The sequence below is a fragment of the Caulobacter sp. BE254 genome, assembly GCF_031457295.1.
In the GTDB taxonomy this organism is placed as follows: domain Bacteria; phylum Pseudomonadota; class Alphaproteobacteria; order Caulobacterales; family Caulobacteraceae; genus Caulobacter.
Window position 1 is genome coordinate 1 of record NZ_JAVDWJ010000026.1, and the last position, 17,936, is coordinate 17,936.

23 protein-coding genes are annotated in these 17,936 nt (G+C 68.4%); 12 read left to right on the plus strand and 11 right to left on the minus strand.

The genetic code is table 11. The features are described 5' to 3' along the window. The first annotated feature begins 341 nt into the window (after positions 1-341). The 4 genes from J2X41_RS24945 (at position 342) to J2X41_RS24960 (ending at position 2,560) form a co-directional block, all read left to right on the plus strand. Entirely contained in the window at positions 342-659 is a 318-nt protein-coding gene (locus J2X41_RS24945) for a zf-TFIIB domain-containing protein (protein WP_057184942.1), read from the plus strand. A gap of 28 nt (positions 660-687) precedes the next feature. Then, complete coding sequence (htpX, locus tag J2X41_RS24950; protein ID WP_310087249.1) at positions 688-1,617, plus strand: zinc metalloprotease HtpX; 930 nt, start codon at positions 688-690, stop codon at positions 1,615-1,617. 117 nt (positions 1,618-1,734) lie between these two features. After that, positions 1,735-2,079, plus strand: coding sequence for a hypothetical protein (locus J2X41_RS24955; RefSeq protein ID WP_310087251.1), 345 nt, complete (start codon positions 1,735-1,737; stop codon positions 2,077-2,079). A 115-nt stretch (positions 2,080-2,194) separates the two neighbouring features. Continuing rightward, positions 2,195-2,560 carry a hypothetical protein gene (locus tag J2X41_RS24960; protein ID WP_310087253.1) on the plus strand — a complete coding sequence of 122 codons (366 nt, stop codon included), beginning with the start codon at positions 2,195-2,197 and terminating at the stop codon, positions 2,558-2,560. Between the two features lie 7 nt (positions 2,561-2,567). On the opposite strand, the gene J2X41_RS24965 is transcribed toward J2X41_RS24960, so the two are convergent. The 4 genes from J2X41_RS24965 to J2X41_RS24980 form a co-directional block, all read right to left on the minus strand. After that, entirely contained in the window at positions 2,568-2,987 is a 420-nt protein-coding gene (locus tag J2X41_RS24965) for a thioesterase family protein (RefSeq protein ID WP_310087255.1), read from the minus strand. Continuing rightward, positions 2,984-3,337: a Grx4 family monothiol glutaredoxin gene (gene grxD, locus J2X41_RS24970; protein WP_310087257.1), complete on the minus strand. Its 354-nt coding sequence runs from the start codon at positions 3,335-3,337 to the stop codon at positions 2,984-2,986. Before grxD ends, J2X41_RS24965 begins: the two co-directional genes overlap by 4 nt. Positions 3,338-3,414: 77 nt before the next feature. Then, positions 3,415-4,311 (minus strand): hypothetical protein, encoded by an 897-nt coding sequence (locus tag J2X41_RS24975; protein ID WP_310087259.1) that lies wholly within the window; start codon positions 4,309-4,311, stop codon positions 3,415-3,417. A 5-nt stretch (positions 4,312-4,316) separates the two neighbouring features. After that, positions 4,317-4,553 carry a BolA family transcriptional regulator gene (locus J2X41_RS24980; protein WP_310033213.1) on the minus strand — a complete coding sequence of 79 codons (237 nt, stop codon included), beginning with the start codon at positions 4,551-4,553 and terminating at the stop codon, positions 4,317-4,319. A 193-nt stretch (positions 4,554-4,746) separates the two neighbouring features. On the opposite strand from J2X41_RS24980, the gene J2X41_RS24985 reads away from it, so the two are divergent. Beyond that, positions 4,747-5,688, plus strand: coding sequence for a M20/M25/M40 family metallo-hydrolase (locus J2X41_RS24985; protein WP_310087261.1), 942 nt, complete (start codon positions 4,747-4,749; stop codon positions 5,686-5,688). A gap of 184 nt (positions 5,689-5,872) precedes the next feature. Here the strand turns inward: J2X41_RS24985 and J2X41_RS24990 are convergent, their stop codons facing one another. Both J2X41_RS24990 and J2X41_RS25000 read right to left on the minus strand, forming a co-directional pair. Then, the gene (locus J2X41_RS24990) at positions 5,873-6,079 is read right to left on the minus strand and encodes a hypothetical protein (protein ID WP_310087263.1); all 207 of its coding nucleotides are present in this window, start codon (positions 6,077-6,079) and stop codon (positions 5,873-5,875) included. 261 nt (positions 6,080-6,340) lie between these two features. Beyond that, a complete protein-coding gene (locus J2X41_RS25000; protein WP_310087265.1) occupies positions 6,341-7,150 on the minus strand; it encodes an SDR family oxidoreductase in 810 nt (269 codons plus the stop codon). Between the two features lie 160 nt (positions 7,151-7,310). Here J2X41_RS25000 and J2X41_RS25005 point away from each other — a divergent pair, with 160 nt between their 5' ends. After that, entirely contained in the window at positions 7,311-7,784 is a 474-nt protein-coding gene (locus J2X41_RS25005; RefSeq protein ID WP_310087267.1) for a helix-turn-helix domain-containing protein, read from the plus strand. Here J2X41_RS25005 and J2X41_RS25010 read toward each other — a convergent pair. Beyond that, positions 7,781-8,677: a helix-turn-helix domain-containing protein gene (locus J2X41_RS25010; RefSeq protein ID WP_310087268.1), complete on the minus strand. Its 897-nt coding sequence runs from the start codon at positions 8,675-8,677 to the stop codon at positions 7,781-7,783. The genes J2X41_RS25005 and J2X41_RS25010 overlap by 4 nt on opposite strands. 132 nt (positions 8,678-8,809) lie before the next feature. Here J2X41_RS25010 and J2X41_RS25015 point away from each other — a divergent pair, with 132 nt between their 5' ends. Further along, complete coding sequence (locus tag J2X41_RS25015) at positions 8,810-9,658, plus strand: N-acyl homoserine lactonase family protein (RefSeq protein WP_310087271.1); 849 nt, start codon at positions 8,810-8,812, stop codon at positions 9,656-9,658. Positions 9,659-9,674: 16 nt separating this feature from the next. Here the strand turns inward: J2X41_RS25015 and J2X41_RS25020 are convergent, their stop codons facing one another. Together J2X41_RS25020 and purL are read right to left on the minus strand one after the other, a co-directional pair. Then, a complete protein-coding gene (locus tag J2X41_RS25020; protein ID WP_310087273.1) occupies positions 9,675-10,037 on the minus strand; it encodes a hypothetical protein in 363 nt (120 codons plus the stop codon). Positions 10,038-10,055: 18 nt separating this feature from the next. After that, complete coding sequence (purL, locus tag J2X41_RS25025) at positions 10,056-12,281, minus strand: phosphoribosylformylglycinamidine synthase subunit PurL (protein WP_310087275.1); 2,226 nt, start codon at positions 12,279-12,281, stop codon at positions 10,056-10,058. Between the two features lie 67 nt (positions 12,282-12,348). Between purL and J2X41_RS25030 the strand changes: the two genes are divergently transcribed. From J2X41_RS25030 to J2X41_RS25045, 4 genes are all read left to right on the plus strand, one after another. After that, positions 12,349-12,609: a type II toxin-antitoxin system VapB family antitoxin gene (locus J2X41_RS25030; RefSeq protein WP_310087277.1), complete on the plus strand. Its 261-nt coding sequence runs from the start codon at positions 12,349-12,351 to the stop codon at positions 12,607-12,609. Next, positions 12,609-13,004, plus strand: coding sequence for a type II toxin-antitoxin system VapC family toxin (locus tag J2X41_RS25035; protein ID WP_310087279.1), 396 nt, complete (start codon positions 12,609-12,611; stop codon positions 13,002-13,004). Before J2X41_RS25030 ends, J2X41_RS25035 begins: the two co-directional genes overlap by 1 nt. Then, positions 13,001-13,597, plus strand: coding sequence for a peptidylprolyl isomerase (locus J2X41_RS25040; protein ID WP_310087281.1), 597 nt, complete (start codon positions 13,001-13,003; stop codon positions 13,595-13,597). Before J2X41_RS25035 ends, J2X41_RS25040 begins: the two co-directional genes overlap by 4 nt. A gap of 84 nt (positions 13,598-13,681) precedes the next feature. Next, positions 13,682-13,840: a hypothetical protein gene (locus J2X41_RS25045; RefSeq protein ID WP_310087283.1), complete on the plus strand. Its 159-nt coding sequence runs from the start codon at positions 13,682-13,684 to the stop codon at positions 13,838-13,840. Positions 13,841-14,035: 195 nt separating this feature from the next. On the opposite strand, the gene J2X41_RS25050 is transcribed toward J2X41_RS25045, so the two are convergent. Then, positions 14,036-15,958 carry a CocE/NonD family hydrolase gene (locus J2X41_RS25050; protein WP_310087285.1) on the minus strand — a complete coding sequence of 641 codons (1,923 nt, stop codon included), beginning with the start codon at positions 15,956-15,958 and terminating at the stop codon, positions 14,036-14,038. A gap of 142 nt (positions 15,959-16,100) precedes the next feature. On the opposite strand from J2X41_RS25050, the gene J2X41_RS25055 reads away from it, so the two are divergent. Next, positions 16,101-16,811 (plus strand): hypothetical protein, encoded by a 711-nt coding sequence (locus tag J2X41_RS25055; protein ID WP_310087287.1) that lies wholly within the window; start codon positions 16,101-16,103, stop codon positions 16,809-16,811. Positions 16,812-16,938: 127 nt separating this feature from the next. Here J2X41_RS25055 and purQ read toward each other — a convergent pair whose 3' ends face one another. Then, positions 16,939-17,601, minus strand: coding sequence for a phosphoribosylformylglycinamidine synthase subunit PurQ (purQ, locus tag J2X41_RS25060; protein ID WP_310087289.1), 663 nt, complete (start codon positions 17,599-17,601; stop codon positions 16,939-16,941). Positions 17,602-17,936 lie beyond the last annotated feature (335 nt).

Here is a 17,936-nt window from a genome sequence, read left to right on the forward strand (position 1 = left end):
CTCGCCCTCAACACCCTGCGACAGCATCCCGACAAGGGCTCCATCAAGACCAAGATCAAGCGCGCCGGCTGGGACGAAACCTTCCTCCTCTCACTCCTAGGTCATATGCGATAGCCCTGCCCCACAGGGGGAGGATCTTTTTCCGCACCGCGGCCCTTGAACCGCCCCGACAGCCTCCTAACTCTCAGGAGCGGGCCGGGCCCCTCTGGCGAGTGATGCAAGCACTCGTGATGTCGGACCGCATCGGGTGTTCTCGATGTCTGGGTCCGGTTGTCCCTCCCCCCTCCGCCACCGGCTCCAGCTTCGAGGACACCCGTCCATCAACAGGACAGGGATCCGAAATGCCGCTTCTGATGTGCCCCAACTGCGACGCCTCCATGCAGGCCGTGCAGCGCGCCAGCGTCGAGTTCGACATGTGCCCCCAGTGTCGGGGCGTGTGGCTGGACCGCGGCGAGCTGGAGAAGCTGATGGCCATGGAGCGGGGCGAACCCCAGGCCGCGACGCCGCGCCTGCCCGACTACGACCGCCCGCGCGAGCGTTCCGACCCGCGTTCGGATCGCCGCCCGGACTATCGTCACGACGACGAGCGTCGCCACCACGGCCAGGGCCATTACGGCCACAAGAAGAAGCGTTTCGACCTGTTCGACATCTTCGACTGATCCACGACCAGACCTCACGATCCAAGCCATGAACCACATCAAGACCTTCGTCCTGCTGGCCGGCCTGACCGCGCTGTTCGTCGGGGCCGGCTACATGATCGGCGGCCCGACCGGCATGCTGATCGCCCTGGTGTTCGCCCTGGGCATAAACCTGTTCAGCTACTGGAACGCCGACAAGATCGTGCTGCGGATGTACGGCGCGGTCGAGGTCGACGCCAGCCACCCCGAGCCGCTGGTCCGCGCCTATGTCGCCGACATCGAGGACCTGGCCCGCCGGGCCGGCCTGCCGCGTCCGCGCATCACGGTGATCGACAGCGAGCAGCCCAACGCCTTCGCCACGGGTCGCGACCCCGACCACGCGGCGGTGGCCGCCAGCACCGGCCTGCTGGGCCTGCTGGACCGCGACGAAATCCGCGGCGTCATGGCCCACGAACTGGCCCACGTGAAGAACCGCGACACCCTGACCATGACCGTGACGGCCACCATCGCCGGCGCGATCTCGGCCCTGGCCAATTTCGCGTTCTTCTTCGGCGGTTCGCGCGAGGACGACGAGCGTCCGGGCGGCCTGATCGGGACCATCGCCCTGGCGATCCTCGCCCCGATCGCCGCCATGCTGGTGCAGATGGCCATCAGCCGCTCGCGCGAATACGAGGCCGACCGGGTGGGCGCGCAGATCGCCGGCGACGGCCGGGCCCTGGCCCGGGCGCTGGAGAAGATCGAGGCCTATGCCCGCGGCGGCGCGGTCAATGTCGAGGCCGAGCGCAACCCGGCCACGGCGCACCTGTTCATCATCAACCCGCTGTCGGGCAGGGGAGGCGACAACCTGTTCTCGACCCACCCGGCCACCCACAACCGAGTCGAGGCGCTGTTGCGGCTGGGCGTCAGCCAGGCCACGCGCGGCCGGGTCGGGGCGGCCGTGCCAGCCGGCGATGGGCGCAGGATCGGTCCCTGGCGCTGAGACCCGCGACAATCTGTCGCCCCCCGGCCTTGGTTCGCCCGGGGCCGGGTTTCCGCCAGCCTTAACTATGCGACAAGGCCCCAGGCGCTATCGGTTTGAAACGCTTGGGGGAAAGCCATGACCATGACGCTCGAAGTCCAGAAGACCGCCGGTATCGCCGGCCTGCTGGAGGCGCTGTCGGCCGAGATGTCGATCGCCGCCGTCTCTTGCGGCCACCTGGACAGCGCCCTGGGGCAACTGCTGGAAGCCGTGCCGCTGGAGAGCCGGCTGAAGGTGATGCAGGAGCTGCACATGGTCGACATGCTGGCCCAGCACATCACCGCCATCACCGACTTCACCGCTGGCCTGGCCAGTTCGATCGCCGCCGAAGGCCAGCCGGACGTCGACGGCGCCCTGTCGCGCATCACCCTGGGCGACGTGGCCGCGCGCCTTCGTGAGACCCTGGACGCCAAGGCGGCCTGACCCGCCGCCGTCCAGGCCATCGAAGTGAATTTACGGAGCACGCGGCCTGGCCGGTTGCGCGCGGCCAAGCCGTGGGCAAACTAGGCTCAGTTTTCCGTTCTGGCCAAGGTTGTCCATGGCTCTCGACCGACGCCGACTGCTGGCCGCCGGGCTGTTGCTGACCCTAGGCGGCTGCGCGGGGCGCGGGGGCGTGGCGCTGGTCGTGCGGCCGGGGCAGGAGACGGGCGAACTCGAGACCTTGCATGGAGCCGTGGCTGGCCCCGCAGGGCTCGTCTTGAAGGTCGAATCGACCGGCTGCACGACCAAGGCCGACTTCGCCTTTTATGTGGGCCACGACGGTCGCGAGAAGACGGTTTCCTTCGCCCGCAAGCGCCTGGATGTCTGCAAGACGGCGCCGAGCGTGACGGAGGTCAGCTTCAGCTATGACGAGCTGGGTCTCGCGGGCGCTGGGACGGTTCGGCTCCTCAACCCCGTAAACTGAGGAGGTTCTACCCCTTCGGCGTGAAGCGCTCGACCATCCAGGGCAGCACCCGCGCCGGGCGCTTGGCGGCGATGTCGATCAGCACCCAGTCGGTGCGGCTCTGGGCGCACATCTCGCCGTCGGGGCCGTCGATGCGGAAGAAGCGTTCGAAGCGCGGCCCCTTCAGCTCGCCCACCCAGGTGTAGCCGGTGGCGATCTCGTTCGGCAGCAGTTCGCGGCGGTAGTCGATCTCGTGGCGACGGGCCACCCAGCTCCATCCAGCCCGCTCTTCAGGCGAAGCCCAAGCTTCCCAATGTTCGATGGCCAGGTCCTGGCCCCAGGCCAGATAGACCACATTGTTGACGTGGCCGTTGGCGTCGATCTCCGACGCCTTCGGTTCGAAGGTCAGCTTGAACGCGTCGCCGGGTGGGACGAAGAGCCGACTCAAGCCTCGATCAGGCCTTGCTCCGTCAGCAGGGTCTTCAGTTCGCCCGACTGGAACATCTCGCGGACGATGTCGCTGCCGCCGACGAACTCGCCCTTGACGTAGAGCTGGGGAATGGTCGGCCAGTCGGTGAAGGTCTTGACGCCCGCGCGCAGCTCGTCGTCCTGCAGCACGTCGACGCCGACGAACGACACGCCCAGGTGGTCGAGGATCTGGACGGTGATCGACGAGAAGCCGCAGCGGGGCTGGTCCGGCACGCCCTTCATGAACAGGACCACGGGGTTTTCGGCCACGGTCTTGGCGATGAAGTCGAGGGCGGGGGAGGAAGCGACGTCGGTGGTAGTGGCGGTCATGGAAGGAAATCCTCGAGCGTAGGCTCTCAGCTAGGCGCCGCGCCCCTCCGGGTCAAGCCTTGGCGGGGCCGAAGGCCTCAGGCGCGACGCTTTGCCTTCGCCGCTTCCTGGGCCGAGAACCGCGCCATCTCGATCTGGGCGGCGCAGCCGGTGGGCAGGTCGCGCTCGGCGATCGCGGCCAGGGCCTCGACCTCGTCGGGCGAGCCGGCCGTGACCTGGACGGTGGCCAGGGACGGCTCGGTCAGGGCGTAGGCCAGGCAGATCTGCTCGGCGTTCCAGCTCGGCGTGTTGCGCAGGAAGTCGTAGCCGCCGACATCGGCCAGAGGATCGGTCCGGCGCCGCCACAGCGACGGCTTGGGCAGGAAGCTATGCTTGGGCTCTTCGCGGAGCGCCTCGGGCCAGTAGTCCAGGCCGATCACCGCCATCTCGCGGCCGACGGCGGACCGCACGCGATTGCGCTCCACCCAGCCCGAGGCCAGGTTGAACGGCGTGGCCATGGCCTCGAACTGGCCGGAGGCGACATAGGCGTCGAACTTGTCGCCGGCCCCGGCCACGCCGAGCCGGCGGACCAGCCGCGCGCCGCGCAGGGCCTTCAGCTGCTCCAGGGTCTCGGCGGGAAAGGCGTTGGCGTCGGGATCGTCCAGGGTGGCCAGGTCCAGGTGGCCCAGGCCCGTGCGGTCCAGGGCCTGGTCGATCATGTCGTGCACGGCCTGGGCCTTCAGGGCGCGGTCCAGCGCGCCCCGCAGCCGCCAGCCGATGAACAGCAGGCGGCGTTCGACCGTGGAGAAGGCCTCGGCCGCCCCTTCGATCAGGGCCGGCGAGACCCCGTCGATCTCGAAGCTGTTGATGCCGTTTTCCAGCGCCGCAAAGATCAGCTTGCGCCAATCGGCGCTGCGCAGGCGCGGCTGGTCCTCCAGCCTCAGCGTGATCGCCGAGACGGCCACGCCCGCGCTTCCGAAGGGGCGATAGCGCACGGCCTCTACTCCGCCGGCGCGGCGGTTTCGAGCGCCAGGGCGTGCAGCGCGCCGCCCAGCACGTCAGCCAGGGCGCGGTTGACCATCTGATGCTGCTTGACCCGGTTCAGGCCACGGAAGGCCGGCGAGACGATCCGCGCCTTGTAGTGGTCGCCATCGCCGGCCAGGTCGGTCAGCACGATCTCGGCGTCCGGAAAGGCGTCGTGCAGGCGGGCTTCGAGGTCGGGGAAGGACATGGGCACGGGCGAAGACTCCGAATCTCTCAACCTCGGTATGCGGCGTAAACCTTAAGAACGGGCATACGGGAAAATGCCCGTTCGGGCTGAAATGTTGCTTTCACGCCGACCCTGCGATGGCTGCGTGATTGGCGTCCCGGCGACCAAGGCGAGGCGGACTGGCTTGCCGACCAGGGAATCCGGACGCATTGAAGGGAGCATGACCCTTCACGCCTTCCGTCACGCCGTCGCCGTCTCGGCCGTTCTCGTCGCCCTGACCGGCCAAGCCCACGCCGCGCTCAAGCCCGGCGCCCACGCCCTGGACGACGTCCGTGTCCTGTCGGCCGACAACATGGAAGGACGGGGCGTCGGCACGCCGGGCGGGGCCAAGGCGCGAGCCTATATCGTCCAGCGCTTCGGGCAGATCGGGCTGCGGCCGCAAGGCGCGGCCTTCGAGCGACCGTTCATCTTCAAGCCCCGGTTCGGCCGCGAGGTCAGCGGCGTGAACCTGGTGGCGCGGATCGAGGGCACGTCCAGCTCGGACAAGGTGCTGGTGGTCTCGGCCCACTACGACCACCTGGGAGTCCGCAAGGGGCAGGTCTACAACGGGGCCGACGACAACGCCTCGGGGATCGCCGGCCTGCTGGCCGTGGCCGAGGCGTTCCGGGCCAGGCCGCCGCGCCACACCGTGCTGATCGTCGCCTTCGATGGCGAGGAGAGCGGGCTGAGGGGCGCCAAGGCCTTCGTCGCCGACCCGCCCGTGCCGCTGGCCAGCATCGGCCTGACCGTCAATTTCGACATGATCAGCAAGAACGCCAAGGGCGAGCTCTATGTCAGCGGCGCCGGCCCCCAGCCCTATCTGAAGCCGGTGCTGGCGGGCGTGGCCAAGGCCGCGCCGGTCAAGCTGCTGCTGGGCCACGACACCGACGCCCAGGGCAAGGAGGACAACTGGACGGCGCAGTCCGACCAGGGCGCCTTCGCCGAGAAGGGCGTGCCCTGGGTCTATTTCGGCGTCGAGGACCACCCCGAATACCACCAGCCCACCGACGACTTCGCCACGGTGCCGCAGGACTTCTTCAAGCGGTCGGTGGCCACAGTGGTCACCGCGACCCGGGCGCTGGACGACGACCTGGACGGGATCAGCAGGGCGGCGGGGCGGTAGATTTCAGGTTCGGGCCGAGACTCAACAAACACGCCCAACTGTTGTCATCCCGGCCGGAGCGAAGCGAAGAGCCGGGATCCAGGACCACCGCACTGCGCCGGCCCCTGGATCCCGGACAGCCTCTGCGAGGCTTCCGGGATGACAACTTATCTCTAGTCCCAAAGTATCTTCCGAAACCCCCAAATCACCCCGCGCTCTCGTCGACCTCCTCGGCCTCGTCGCCGTCCTCTTCCAAACCGAACACTTCGTCGATGACCTCGACGATCTCCTCCAGGTCATCGAGCGTGACCTTCAGTTTCAGGGTCTGCTCGTCGTCGCCGGTGACGGTCAGGAAGATTCCGTCGGCGGTTTCCTCGAGAATGAACTCGTCCAGGTTGGGAATGACGGCCATGTCGGTCTCCTTGGCTGGCGGGCAAGCGGCTGGGCGCGACGTTCGTTCCCGGGCCGGCCTTTTGCGTTCGGAAGATAGATAGTGTCGCGATGCGCCAGTGTCGTGACGGCCGGGGAGGGCGGGCCGGATCGACATTCAGCGGGCAGCCGAAAACCTCGTCCTTCGACAAGCTCAGGATGAGGTTTTCTACTGCTCGGTCTGCAAATGGTCCTCATCCTGAGCTTGTCGAAGGACGAGGACTACGCAGGGCTTGAAGGCCGATCAGGCCGGCTCGCCGACCTTGTAGCGGGCGGCCGAGCGGTTGCGCGACAGGTTCGGCAGCAGCTTGGTCCGGGCCAGGTCATAGGCGGCGAAGTCGGCCGGGTCGGGCAGGGACGGGATGGTGATCAGCTCGCCCTGCCGGAAGCCGGCCAGGGCCGCGTCCACCAGGTCGTCGACCTCCATCAGGCCATTGGGATCCAGCGCCTCGGCGCCGCCGCTGCCCGAGCGGTCCCAGATCTCGGTGCGGGTCGCGCCCGGCAGCACGGCCTGGAGCTGGATGTTGGGCGAGAGCTGCAGGCGCAGGGTCTGGGTGAAGTAGGTCACATAGGCCTTGGTCGCGCCGTAGACGGCCATCTGCAGCTCCTGGGCCAGGCCGACCACGGACGAGATGTTGACGATCGCGCCGCGGTCGCGGGTCGCGAAGGCCTTGGCCGCGGCGTGGGCCAGACGGGTGACCGAGACGACGTTCAGCTGGATCATGCTGTCGATCCGCTCAAGGTCCTGGTCGACGAAGGCTCCGGCCAGGGCGACGCCGGCGTTGTTGATCAGGATGTCGATCGTGGCGTCGTCGGCCAGCCGGGCCTCGACCTTGGCCAGGTCGACCTTGTTGGTCAGGTCGGCGGTGAGGATGTCGATCTTGACGCCCGTGGCGGCGATCAGCTTGGCGGCCAGGGCCTCAAGCCGGGCGGTGTCGCGGGCCACCAGCACCAGATCGTGGCCGGCGCGGGCCAAGCGGTCGGCATAGGTGGCGCCGATGCCGGTGGAGGCGCCGGTAATCAGGGCCGCGCCGCGAAGGTCTTGCTTGCTCATCGTCTTCATCCCGTAGGGGGTTGGCCAAGGCCCCATGGCCCGGTCGTGGAGCTGAAGTGGTGAGTAACTTCCGAAATGCAAGTGACTCACTTTCGATTTGCTAGCGATCGCCTATATTGAGCTCATGACCCGACGCGCCTTCGATCCTGGACAATGCCCCGTGGGCCGCACGCTGGAACGCGTGGGCGACACCTGGAGCCTGATGATCCTGCGGGACGCCCTGCAGGGCCTCACCCGGTTCGACCAGTTCGAGAAGAGCCTGGGCGTGGCCCCCAACATCCTGACCCGGCGGCTTTCGGCCCTGGTCGAGGACGGGTTCCTGGAGCGCCGGCCCTATCAGCAGCGCCCGGTGCGCCATGAGTATGTGCCGACCGACCTGGCGCGCGACTTCGCGCCGGTGATGACGGCGCTGATGGCGTTCGGCAACCGCCACTACGCGGTCGAGGGCGCGGCGACCCAGATCGTGGAGGCGGCGAGCGGACGGGTTGTCGAGCCCGTGATGGTGGACCGTGACACGGGCCTGTCAATCGACGATCCCCGCTTCACCGTCGCGGCCGGCCCAGCGGCGGGCGAGGCGACTCGGGCTCGCCTGGCCCAGGTGGCGGCGCGACGACCCGAGGGCGAGCTCCCCTAGAACGCGGCACGCATGCGACGCGGCGGAACCCCGTGAGCGGCCCGGAACCGCCGCGCGAAATGCGAGCGGGAGCTGTAGCCGGCCGCCTCGGCGGCTTGGGCGACGGTATATTCGGGCGAGCCGAGCAGGGCGCCCGCCGCCGTCATCCGCGCCTTCAGGAGCAAAGCGCGGAACGACGTCCCCGATGCGCGGAGCCGTCGGCGAAGGGTGGAGTCGCCCAGGCCGAGCTCTCGGGCCAGGTCTTCGGATCGCCAGGTCCGCCCGGGGGCGCGGCGCAGGGCGTCGTCGGCCCGTTCCACCAGCGTGGCGGCGAACAGCGGCCTAGCCGCCGGGGTCGAGGCGATCAGCAGCAGAATCTCGAGAATGCGGTGCCGCGTCAGGATCGTTGCGTGGCGTGGATCGGCCAGGGCCGAGGCGGCGTGTCCGTAGGCCTCGACCAAGTCGGGGCTCAGGGGCACCGCGGACCCGATCGCGGCCCCGACGGCGGGCGCCTCGCCGCCGTGCGCCCGGCGAATCGCTTCGCGAAGCTCCGCGTCGACATGGATGCAGACCGACTCGAAGCGACCGGTGCGCGGATCGGGAATATTGACCATGTCGAAGGTCGTCCCGGCCGAGATCACGAACGGGACCCCGGCCGTGAAACGCTCGCAGACGTCGCCGCGCCAGAGTTCCTTGACGCCCTTGACGACCACGACGATCGCCGGCTGTTCCAGCCGCGTCCTGCGGAGCCGCTCGCGGGCGTAGACGCAATAGCTGAAAGCCAGCGGCGCCGAGTCCGGGCCGTGCCCCTCCGCCCCGCTCGCGCCGGCCCGCACGCCCAGGGCGGCCAAGCGGACCAGCAGCTGTTGGCGGAGGTCCAGTTCAGTCAAGCGGACGACGGGGGACGGCAGCATGCGGGCACCATCCTCCCGCCTGGCCGGTTCGACAAGCGGCTCAGCGAGCGTTTCAGGCTCATGGCTGATCGATACGGGTCCGTAGGCGCGGCCGAGCGTGACAGAAGGGCGCGACCAACAGGAGACCTCAAAATGCACCGAACCCTGAGCGCCCTCGGCGCCTCCCTAGCCCTGGCCCTGGCCCTGGCGGCCGCGCCGGTCGCCAGGGCTGCGCCCGTCGAACTGCGTGTCTGGCGCCTGGACTGCGGCGATCTGCGGATGAACGACGCCTCGCCGCTTTCGGACGCCGGCGACTATGCCGGTCAGTCCCGCCGCCTCGTCGATGGATGCTACCTGGTCCAGCACGGGGCCGACTACCTGCTATGGGACGCGGGCCTGCCGGCCGCCGTGCTGGGCAAGCCTCTCGACGCCCAGCCGATCAGCCCGACCCTGGCCGCGGACCTGCCCAGCCAGTTGGCTCGGATCAAGGTGCGTCCCGACCAGATCGGGCGGCTGGCGATCAGCCACTACCATTTCGACCATGTGGGGCAGGCCGCGACCTTTCCCAAGGCGACCCTGATGATCGGCGCGGCCGACTGGACGGCGCTGCACGCAGCCAAGACGCCGTTCGGCGCTGAGCCGGCCTTGCTGGCCCCTTGGCTGACCGGCGGCGGCGCGGTCGATCCGGTGGAAGGTGATCGCGATGTGTTCGGCGACGGTTCGGTGGTGATCCTCGCCGCGCCGGGTCACACCCCGGGCGAGACCGCGCTGCTGGTCAAGTTGCATGACACGGGGCCGATCATCCTCAGCGGCGACGTCGTCCACCTGCAGGCTCAGTGGGACCTCCACGCCGTGCCGAGCTGGAACACCGAGCGCGCGGACTCCCTGGCCTCGATGGATCGATTGAGCCGGCTGGCCAAGACGTTGAAGGCCCGGATCATCGTGCAGCACGACCCCGCTGACGTCGGGGTGCTCGCGACCTTCCCCGCCGCCTCACGCTGAAGGCCGGCGTCCGCGATCAGTCGATGCAGATCGCGCCGGTCGACTTGCCGCCGACGATCTTGGCGTAGCAGCCGAACTGGACGTTGGTCTTCTGGCACTGGCCGGTCGTGGCGCCCTGGGCCTCCAGGTTGCCCTCGGCGATGCAGGCGCCCTGGCAGTCGGCCTTGTCCGAGCAGGTCTTGCCGGCGTCGGCATAAGGCGCGACGCAGGTCTGGCGCTGGAGGCGGCCGACCGGCTGCATCGTCCCGCCGCGCGCCGCGCACGAGGCGTCGGCGCTCTGGGCGCCCGGCTGCGGGGCCGGCGCGGGCGCGCAGGCGGCCAGCAGCGACAGGGCCAGGCTGGCGCTCGCCAGGCCACTCTTCAAGAAAGAAGGGGTCATACGCATACTCAAGGTCCTTTAGGCGACGGCGCCCATGAAGCCCGGCAGCCAGGCCTCGTGGGCCGTGCGCAGGGTTTCCAGCGGCAGGCTGAACAGGCCGGTCGAGGCGAAGGCGTCGCCGCCGGCCACGCCGGCCACGATGGCGTGGACGCCGGCTTCCTTGGCGGCGGTCAGCACCGCGTCCGGGTCGGGCGTGGCCAGCAGGTAGCGGGCCTGGTCCTCGCCGAACAGGTAGGGATGGGCGTGGGCGTGGCTGGTGGCGTTCAGGGTGACGCCGACCTTGCTGGCCAGGGCGATGTCGGCCGCGGCGATCAGCAGGCCGCCGTCCGACAGGTCGTGCAGGCCGGCGACCAGGCCGGTGGGGATCAGGCCGCGCACGAAGTCGCCGTTCTTGCGCTCGACGGCTAGGTCGACCGGCGGCGGGGCGCCGTCCTCGCGGCCCAGGATCTCGCGCAGATAGATCGAGGCGCCCAGCTCGCCGTGGGTCTCGCCGATCAGCACCAGGGTGTCGCCCTCGGCCACGTTGCCGAAGCCCATGCGCAGGTCGTAGTCGGAGAGCAAGCCCACCGCGCCGACGGTCGGGGTCGGCGGAATGGCGACGCCGTTGGTCTCGTTGTAGAGGCTGACATTGCCGGACACGACCGGGAAGTCCAGGGCCCGGCAGGCCTCGGCCATGCCGTCGGTGGCGCGGACGATCTGGCCCATGGTCTCGGGCTTTTCGGGGCTGCCGAAGTTCAAGTTATCGGTGATGGCGATCGGCAGCGAGCCGGCGGCGGTCAGGTTGCGCCAAGCCTCGGCCACGGCCTGCTTGCCGCCCTCGTAGGGGTCGTTCTGAACGTAGCGCGGGGTGACGTCGCTGGTCACGGCGATGGCCTTGCCCTTGCCGTGGATGCGCACGATGCCGGCGTCGCAGCCAGTGGCGCTGTCTTCCAGGGTGTCGGCCATCACGTGGCGGTCGTACTGCTCCCACAGCCAGCGCTTGGAGGCCATGTCGGGGCTGCCGACCACCTTCAGCACGGCGGCGTTCCAGTCGGCCGGGGCGGGGATCTTGCCCGGGTCGAGGTGCGGGTGCAGGGTCGGCTGGACCCAGGGCCGGTCGTACAGCGGCGCGTCGTCGAACAGCGGGGCCAGCGGGACGTCGCAGACGGTCTCGCCGTGATGCTTGAGCACCAGGCGGCCGGTGTCGGTAGTGTAACCGATGACCGCGGCGTCCAGGCCCCACTTCTCGAAGATGGCGTGGCCGTCCTGCTCGCGGCCGGGCTTCAACACCGCCAACATGCGCTCTTGGCTTTCCGAGAGCATCATCTCGTAGGCGCTCATGCCCGTCTCGCGCTGGGGCACCATGTCCATGTTCAGCTCGATGCCGACCCCGCCCTTGCCGGCCATCTCGACCGAAGAGGAGGTCAGGCCCGCCGCGCCCATGTCCTGGATGGCGGCGACGGCGCCGGTGGCCATCAGCTCCAGCGTGGCCTCGATCAGCAGCTTCTCGGCGAAGGGGTCGCCGACCTGGACGGTGGGGCGCTTCTCCTCTGAGTCTTCCGAGAACTCGGCCGACGACATGGTCGCGCCGTGGATGCCGTCGCGGCCGGTCTTGGAGCCGAAATAGACCACTGCCAGACCCGCGCCGGGGGCGGCCGAGTAGAAGATCTTGTCGGCGTCGGCCAGGCCTACGCACATGGCGTTGACCAGGATGTTGCCGTTGTAGCCCCTGTGAAAGTTGGTCTCGCCGGCGACCGTGGGCACGCCCACGCAGTTGCCGTAGCCGGCGATGCCCGCGACGACGCCGTCCACCAGGCGCTTGGTCTTGGGATGGTCGGGCTCGCCGAAGCGCAGGGCGTTCAGCAGGGCGATCGGCCGCGCGCCCATGGTGAACACGTCGCGCATGATGCCGCCCACGCCCGTCGCCGCGCCCTGGTAGGGCTCGATGTAGGACGGGTGGTTGTGGCTCTCCATCTTGAAGATGATGGCGTCGCCGTCGTCGATGTCGATCACGCCGGCGTTCTCGCCGGGGCCGCAGATCACCCGCGGGCCGGTGATCGGGAACTTCTTCAGCTGGTTCTTCGACGACTTGTACGAGCAGTGCTCGGACCACATCACCGAGAAGACCCCCAGCTCGACCAGGTTGGGCTCTCGGCCCAGGCGGTCGAGGACGACGGCGTACTCCTCCGCGTTCAGGCCGAATTCGCGGGCCGTGTCGGCCATGGACTTGGCGGGGGACGTCGTGGGGGCGGGCGAGGTGCTCATGGGCGGGCGTTCTAGCGCGCGTCGGGGGATTCCGCTATATTCTAGAAAGATCAAAGGTGGTTCTAGAATGGGCATCAGCATCAAGCGCGCCGATACCGAGGATCTCATTCGCAAGGTCGCCAACGCGACCGGCGAGAGCTTGACCGAGACCATCCATCAGGCCATGGCGGAAAAGGCGTCGCGGCTAGAGCCGGAAGGCGAAGCGCGCGCCAAGCGCAAGGCGGAGCTTGCCGCGTTCTTCGCCAAGTTGGACGCCCGTCCGCGAAACGGGCGCACGCGCGAGGAAATCGAAGCCGAGATGTACGGCGAGTTCGGCGAACCGATCTGATGGTCGTCGATACGTCGGCGATCTACGCCATGCTTGTTGGAGAGCCCGAGCGAGACCGGTTCTCCGAAGCAATGGACGCGGCCGACCGCAAATGGGTGTCGACCATGACCCTGGTCGAGTGCGCGTCGGTATTGCTCGGCAAGGATATCGAAGGCGACCCTGTTGAAATCCTCGACGAGTTCACTCGGCTCTATGGCCTGACGGTCGTTCCCTTTGACGAGGCGCAGCGCCGGTTCGCGACCGAAGGCTTGGCGCGCTTCGGCAAGGGGCGGCATCGTGCGAAGCTCAACATTGGCGATAGCGTGGCCTACGGCCTTTCGCGCAGTCTCGATCAGCCGCTGTTGTTCAAGGGCAACGACTTTATTCTCACGGACGTGAAGCGAGTTTTCGAATGATCTCCCGCCGCCACCTGCTGGCGCTCGCCGCCGCCCTGCCGCTGACCGCCGCCGGGGCCGCGCCCGTCCGGGTGCGGATGGTCACCGACCTGGGGCCGATCGTCATCGAACTCTATCCGGACAAGGCCCCGATCACCGTGGCCAATTTCCTGGCCTATGCGGACCGGCATCTGCTGGACGGCGGGACCTTCTACCGGACGGTCTCGCCCAAGAACGACAATAACCCGGCGACCATCAGCGTCATCCAGGGCGGACTGAATCGCGACGACAGCCCCTTGCCCGCCATCGCCCACGAGACCACCAAGGTGACGGGCATCCGGCACACCGACGGCGTGATCTCGATGGCGCGGGACGAGCCGGGCACGGCGGGGTCGGAGTTCTTCATCTGCCTGGGCGACAACCCGGCCCTGGACTTCGGCGGGGCCCGCAACAAGGACGGCCAGGGCTTCGCGGCCTTCGGCAAGGTGGTCGAGGGGATGGACGTGGTCCGCAGGATCCACGACGCCCCCACGCTCAGCAAGGCCGACGATCCCTACATGAAAGGCCAAATTCTTGAAAATCCGGTGAAGATTCAAAAGCTAAGCCGGAACTAAGGCAGCTTGGCGCTAGGAACGGGCGGACTCCCGAGCCGTTTTCTTCTCCGTGCGCGATCGGCGCGCTGTCCAAGGAGAAAGCTCATGGGCGACAACAAGACCCGCGGCCCGCAGCAGCAGCAGAACGACCCGCAGCGACAGTCCCCGGGCCAGCAGCAGCAGCAGGGCGACCGCAATCGCCAGAACGAGCAGGGCCGCAATCCCGGCGGCCAGGCCAACCAGAAGGGTCAGCAGCAGCGCTGACCAAGACCGCTCCGTGAATGTGAAGGAGGGGCCGGCGGCATCCGCCGGCCCCTTTTTGTTGGTCCTCCCCCTGTGGGGAGGTGTCGGCGAAGCCGACGGAGGGGGGTGATCGGCAGGTCGCCGCACCCAGGATCTTCAATCCCAAACTCCCCCCACCGGCCTTCGGCCGCCTCCCCACAGGGGCAGGGTCTTGCGTTACTGCACCACCGGCAGCTCGATGAAGCTGGCCGTGTCGCCCGCGTGATAGACCCGCTGCGTGGCCTTCACATAGTCCGCCGGCTTGGCGAAGAAGATGTTGGGCGTGAAGGTCTGCGGGTTCCGGTCGTACAGCGGGAACCAGCTGGACTGCACCTGGACCATGATCCGGTGGCCCGGCTGGAAGGTGTAGTTCGCGGTCGGCAGGATGAACTGGTACTTCAGCGGCGCGTTGGGCGTCAGGGCCTTGGGGGCGCTGAAGCTCTCGCGGTAGCGGCCGCGGAAGATGTCCATGCCCACGGCCAGCTGGTAGCCGCCCAGCTCGGGCTGGCTGGGGACCTCGTCGGGGAAGACGTCGATCAGCTTGACCACCCAGTCGCTGTCCGTGCCGCTGGTCGAGGCCGTCAGGTTGACCTTGGGCACGCCGGCGATCTTCAGCGGCGCGGTCAGGGGCTCGGACACGTAGCTCAGTACGTCGGTGCGGTCGGCCACGGCGCGCTGGTCGGTCAGCAGCCAGGGCGTCCAGCGGTCGCGGTCGCCGAACTTCATCGGCCGCGGGATGTAGGGCACGGGCTTGGCCGGGTCGGAGACATATTCGTCATAGGCCGCCGCGCCCTTGGCCGGGGCCGGGGCGCTGAACGACAGGCCGCCTTTCTCGGTCAGGTACAAGGGCTTGTTCCCGCCCCCCGCTACTTTTTGGGGGGGCCAGGACTTGTAGCGATCCCAGCGGTTCTGGCCCGGGTCGTAGATCAGCACCGGCGGGGTGTCGGCCTTGGGCGCGCCGTCCTTCAGATACTGGTCGAAGAACGGCAGCAGCACGTCGCGGCGGAACTGCAGGGCGGTGTCGCCGTCCCACTTGAAGGCCCCCAGGCTGGAGCCGTCGTAGTTCACCTGGCTGTGCCGCCAGGGACCTAGCACCAGGTAGCTCTTGTCGTTGGCCGCGTCCTTGGGCTCGGTGGCGGCGTAGGCGTGCACCGCGCCCCACATGTCCTCCTGATCCCACAGGCCCTGGATCCACATGGTCGGCACCTTGAGCGGCTGCTCGGCCATGGTCTTGTCCAGCGCCTGCTGGCTCCAGAACGGCGTGTAGGCGGCGTTCTCGGTCAGCTTCTTCCACCAGGGGAGCACGTCCAGCCCGTTGGCCTTGGCGTAGTCCCCGGCCGAGCCGGCCCGGCGGAAGTTCTCGTAGTCGTCCGGGCTGCGGCGCACGATGTTGTCGCCGGCCCCGCGCTTGGTGGTCTGGCCGGTGAAGTAGTCGAAGTTCACCTGCCGGAAGGCGCCGAAGTGGAACCAGTCGTCGCCCATCCAGCCGTCGACCATCGGGCTCATCGGCGCGGCCACCTTCAGGGCCGGGTGCGGGTTCACCAGGGCCATGACGACGGTGAAGCCCTCATAGGACGAGCCCAGCATGCCGACCTTGCCGTTGCTCTCGGGCACGTTCTTGGTCAGCCACTCGATGGTGTCGTAGGCGTCGGTCGAGTGGTCGACCTCGCTGCTGTTCAGTGGCCCCTTCAGCGGGCGGGTCATCACATAGTCGCCCTCCGAGCCGTACTTGCCGCGGATGTCCTGGATGACGCGGATATAGCCGTCCTTGACGAAGACCTCGTCGCCCTGGGCCAGGGTGGCCAGCATCGACGGGCTGTCGTTGCGCGCCGTGCGCTTGGCGGCGTTGTAGGGCGTGCGGGTCAGCAGGATCGGGGCGTTCTTCGCCCCCTTGGGCACGACGATCACGGTGTAGAGCTTGGTGCCGTCGCGCATCGGGATCATGACCACGCGCTTGTCGTAGTCGTAGCCGACCTTGGGCGCGACGTACTTGCCGTCGATGTCCGGGGTGAGGGCGGGTGTCTGGGCGTGAGCGGCGGAGAAGGCGGTCAGGGCGGCGGCGGCCAGCAGGCCGGCGCGGAAGGCGGATGCGAGACTCATCGAAAAGCTCCCCAAGGGTTGAGCGCACCTTAAGAGCGGTTTTCGAGGGGCGCTATAGTATAACACCGGTCGGCGCGGCGGCTTGAGCCGGCGGCGGCCGCGTGCTCCCTTGCCCGCCAATCGGCGAGTCGGTGGGTGCTTCATGCGTAGAGTTTTCCTGGCGAGCGTCGCCCTGGCGTCCGCCCTGGCTGCCCAGCCTGCCTTCGCCGCGCCGGACCTGGACCTTCGCGACAACTACGCCCATCGGCGCTGCCACGGCGGCGAGAACACCGGGGAAGGGCTCACGGTCGGCGTGCCCGGGCAGGAGGCCAAGGCCATCGCGGCGTCGCAGGGACGGGTCAAGCGCAGCGGCAAGGTGCTGACGCTGGGCAAGGTGCGGCTGAAGACCCGGATGGTCGATGGCGAAGGCGACGGCGGCGAGGAGTTCGAATATCTGGGCGGCTGGGCGCGGTCTGGCCTCGAGGTGGTGTTCGTGCTGCGCTACGAGGACCTGGCCTGGCGCCTGATCGACCCGCGCAGCGGCCAGTCGGTCGAGATAGGCGGCCCGCCCCTGGCCTCGCCCGGCGGCAAGGCGATCGCGGCGGTGGGCGACGACAGCCTGATCAACGAGTTCAACGGCATAGAGATCGTCGACTACAAGGACGGCCGGTTCGAAAGCCAGGCGATCGACGCCGACTACGCCTGCGACCCGGTCTGGCTCAGCGACGAGGTGCTGCAGCTGAAGGTGCTGTCGCCGAAGTACCGCGACAGGAACGGCGAACTGCTGGCCGGCGAACTGCCGCCGTCGGCCTGGCGGACGACGAAAGTCGTGCGCAAGAACGGCGCGTGGACGCTTATTGCTCCTCACCCGTGAAACGGGGGAGGTGGCGCGATGCGAATACGCATCGTTACGGAGGGGGCGTCTAGCGGAGGGAACGCCCCCTCCGTCACGTCGCCGATGGCGCCGCGCCACCTCCCCCGCTACGCAGGGGAGGAGAGGATCAGGCGCTGGCGAAGATGCTGCGGAACAGCAGGGCGCCGTCTTCCGAGCCCAGGTCGGGATCGAACGAGCGGTCGGGGTGGGGCATCAGGCCCAGCACGTTGCCCTTGGCGTTCATGATGCCGGCGATGTCGCGGGCCGAGCCGTTGGGATTGTCCTGGTAGCGGAACACCACCTGGCCTTCGCCCTCGATGCGGTCCAGGGTCTGCTCGTCGGCGAAGAAGTTGCCCTCGCCGTTGCCGACGGTCATCACGGCCGAGCGCTGCTCGCCGAAGCCGGCGGTGAAGCGGGTCTGGCTGTTGACCACGTCCAGGGCCACCGGCTTGCAGATGTATTTCAGCTTCTCGTTGCGCAGCAGGGCGCCGGGCAGCAGGCCCGCCTCGCACAGCACCTGGAAGCCGTTGCAGATGCCCACGACCGCGACGCCGTCGTCGGCGGCCTTGATCACTTCGCGCATCACCGGGCTCTGGGCGGCCATGGCCCCGCAGCGCAGGTAGTCACCGTAGGAGAAGCCGCCGGGCAGGACGATCAGGTCCAGGTCGTCCGGCAGGGCCGTCTCCTGGTGCCAGACCATCTCGACGCGGGCTCCGGCGGAGCGCTCGATGGCGACCTTGCAGTCACGATCGCAATTGGAACCGGGGAAGACGACGACGGCGGCTTTCATGGCGCGGGCCTGTAGCACCGTTCGCGGGTGTTGTCAGGTGTGTTGGAGGTGAAACGCCCCTCTGTCTTGTCGCCTCTCATTTCAACCGTCATCCCGGGCCTCGTGCCCGGGACCCCTTCGTCCGCCGCAAGTGCGGAGGTGTGGCGCGCCGGCGCGCCAAGGCGCTTCACTGTCGGTTGAACTAGGGGTCCCGGGCACGAGTGTTCAGTCCGGGGACATAGCTGACACTTGTTCGGGGACATAGCTGACACATCATCATTGGCAGGATTGGCTCGAAAGGAGGGCGGTCCATGCCTTGGCGAGAGGTGTCGGCGATGGAGCAGCGTCGGGAGTTC

What these genes read in the sequence shown, in the direction of transcription:
- J2X41_RS25020 (WP_310087273.1), bottom strand. Translation starts at nt 10,037, where the DNA reads ATGACCCCTTCTTTCTTGAAGAGTGGCCTGGCGAGCGCCAGCCTGGCC.
- J2X41_RS25045 (WP_310087283.1), top strand. Translation starts at nt 13,682, where the DNA reads ATGGGCGACAACAAGACCCGCGGCCCGCAGCAGCAGCAGAACGACCCG.
- J2X41_RS25015 (WP_310087271.1), top strand. Translation starts at nt 8,810, where the DNA reads ATGCACCGAACCCTGAGCGCCCTCGGCGCCTCCCTAGCCCTGGCCCTG.
- J2X41_RS25055 (WP_310087287.1), top strand. Translation starts at nt 16,101, where the DNA reads ATGCGTAGAGTTTTCCTGGCGAGCGTCGCCCTGGCGTCCGCCCTGGCT.
- J2X41_RS24985 (WP_310087261.1), top strand. Translation starts at nt 4,747, where the DNA reads ATGACCCTTCACGCCTTCCGTCACGCCGTCGCCGTCTCGGCCGTTCTC.
- J2X41_RS25035 (WP_310087279.1), top strand. Translation starts at nt 12,609, where the DNA reads ATGGTCGTCGATACGTCGGCGATCTACGCCATGCTTGTTGGAGAGCCC.
- J2X41_RS25030 (WP_310087277.1), top strand. Translation starts at nt 12,349, where the DNA reads ATGGGCATCAGCATCAAGCGCGCCGATACCGAGGATCTCATTCGCAAG.
- J2X41_RS25050 (WP_310087285.1), bottom strand. Translation starts at nt 15,958, where the DNA reads ATGAGTCTCGCATCCGCCTTCCGCGCCGGCCTGCTGGCCGCCGCCGCC.
- J2X41_RS24990 (WP_310087263.1), bottom strand. Translation starts at nt 6,079, where the DNA reads ATGGCCGTCATTCCCAACCTGGACGAGTTCATTCTCGAGGAAACCGCC.
- J2X41_RS24945 (WP_057184942.1), top strand. Translation starts at nt 342, where the DNA reads ATGCCGCTTCTGATGTGCCCCAACTGCGACGCCTCCATGCAGGCCGTG.
- J2X41_RS24960 (WP_310087253.1), top strand. Translation starts at nt 2,195, where the DNA reads ATGGCTCTCGACCGACGCCGACTGCTGGCCGCCGGGCTGTTGCTGACC.
- htpX (WP_310087249.1), top strand. Translation starts at nt 688, where the DNA reads ATGAACCACATCAAGACCTTCGTCCTGCTGGCCGGCCTGACCGCGCTG.
- grxD (WP_310087257.1), bottom strand. Translation starts at nt 3,337, where the DNA reads ATGACCGCCACTACCACCGACGTCGCTTCCTCCCCCGCCCTCGACTTC.
- J2X41_RS24955 (WP_310087251.1), top strand. Translation starts at nt 1,735, where the DNA reads ATGACCATGACGCTCGAAGTCCAGAAGACCGCCGGTATCGCCGGCCTG.
- J2X41_RS25010 (WP_310087268.1), bottom strand. Translation starts at nt 8,677, where the DNA reads ATGCTGCCGTCCCCCGTCGTCCGCTTGACTGAACTGGACCTCCGCCAA.
- J2X41_RS25000 (WP_310087265.1), bottom strand. Translation starts at nt 7,150, where the DNA reads ATGAGCAAGCAAGACCTTCGCGGCGCGGCCCTGATTACCGGCGCCTCC.
- purL (WP_310087275.1), bottom strand. Translation starts at nt 12,281, where the DNA reads ATGAGCACCTCGCCCGCCCCCACGACGTCCCCCGCCAAGTCCATGGCC.
- J2X41_RS25040 (WP_310087281.1), top strand. Translation starts at nt 13,001, where the DNA reads ATGATCTCCCGCCGCCACCTGCTGGCGCTCGCCGCCGCCCTGCCGCTG.
- purQ (WP_310087289.1), bottom strand. Translation starts at nt 17,601, where the DNA reads ATGAAAGCCGCCGTCGTCGTCTTCCCCGGTTCCAATTGCGATCGTGAC.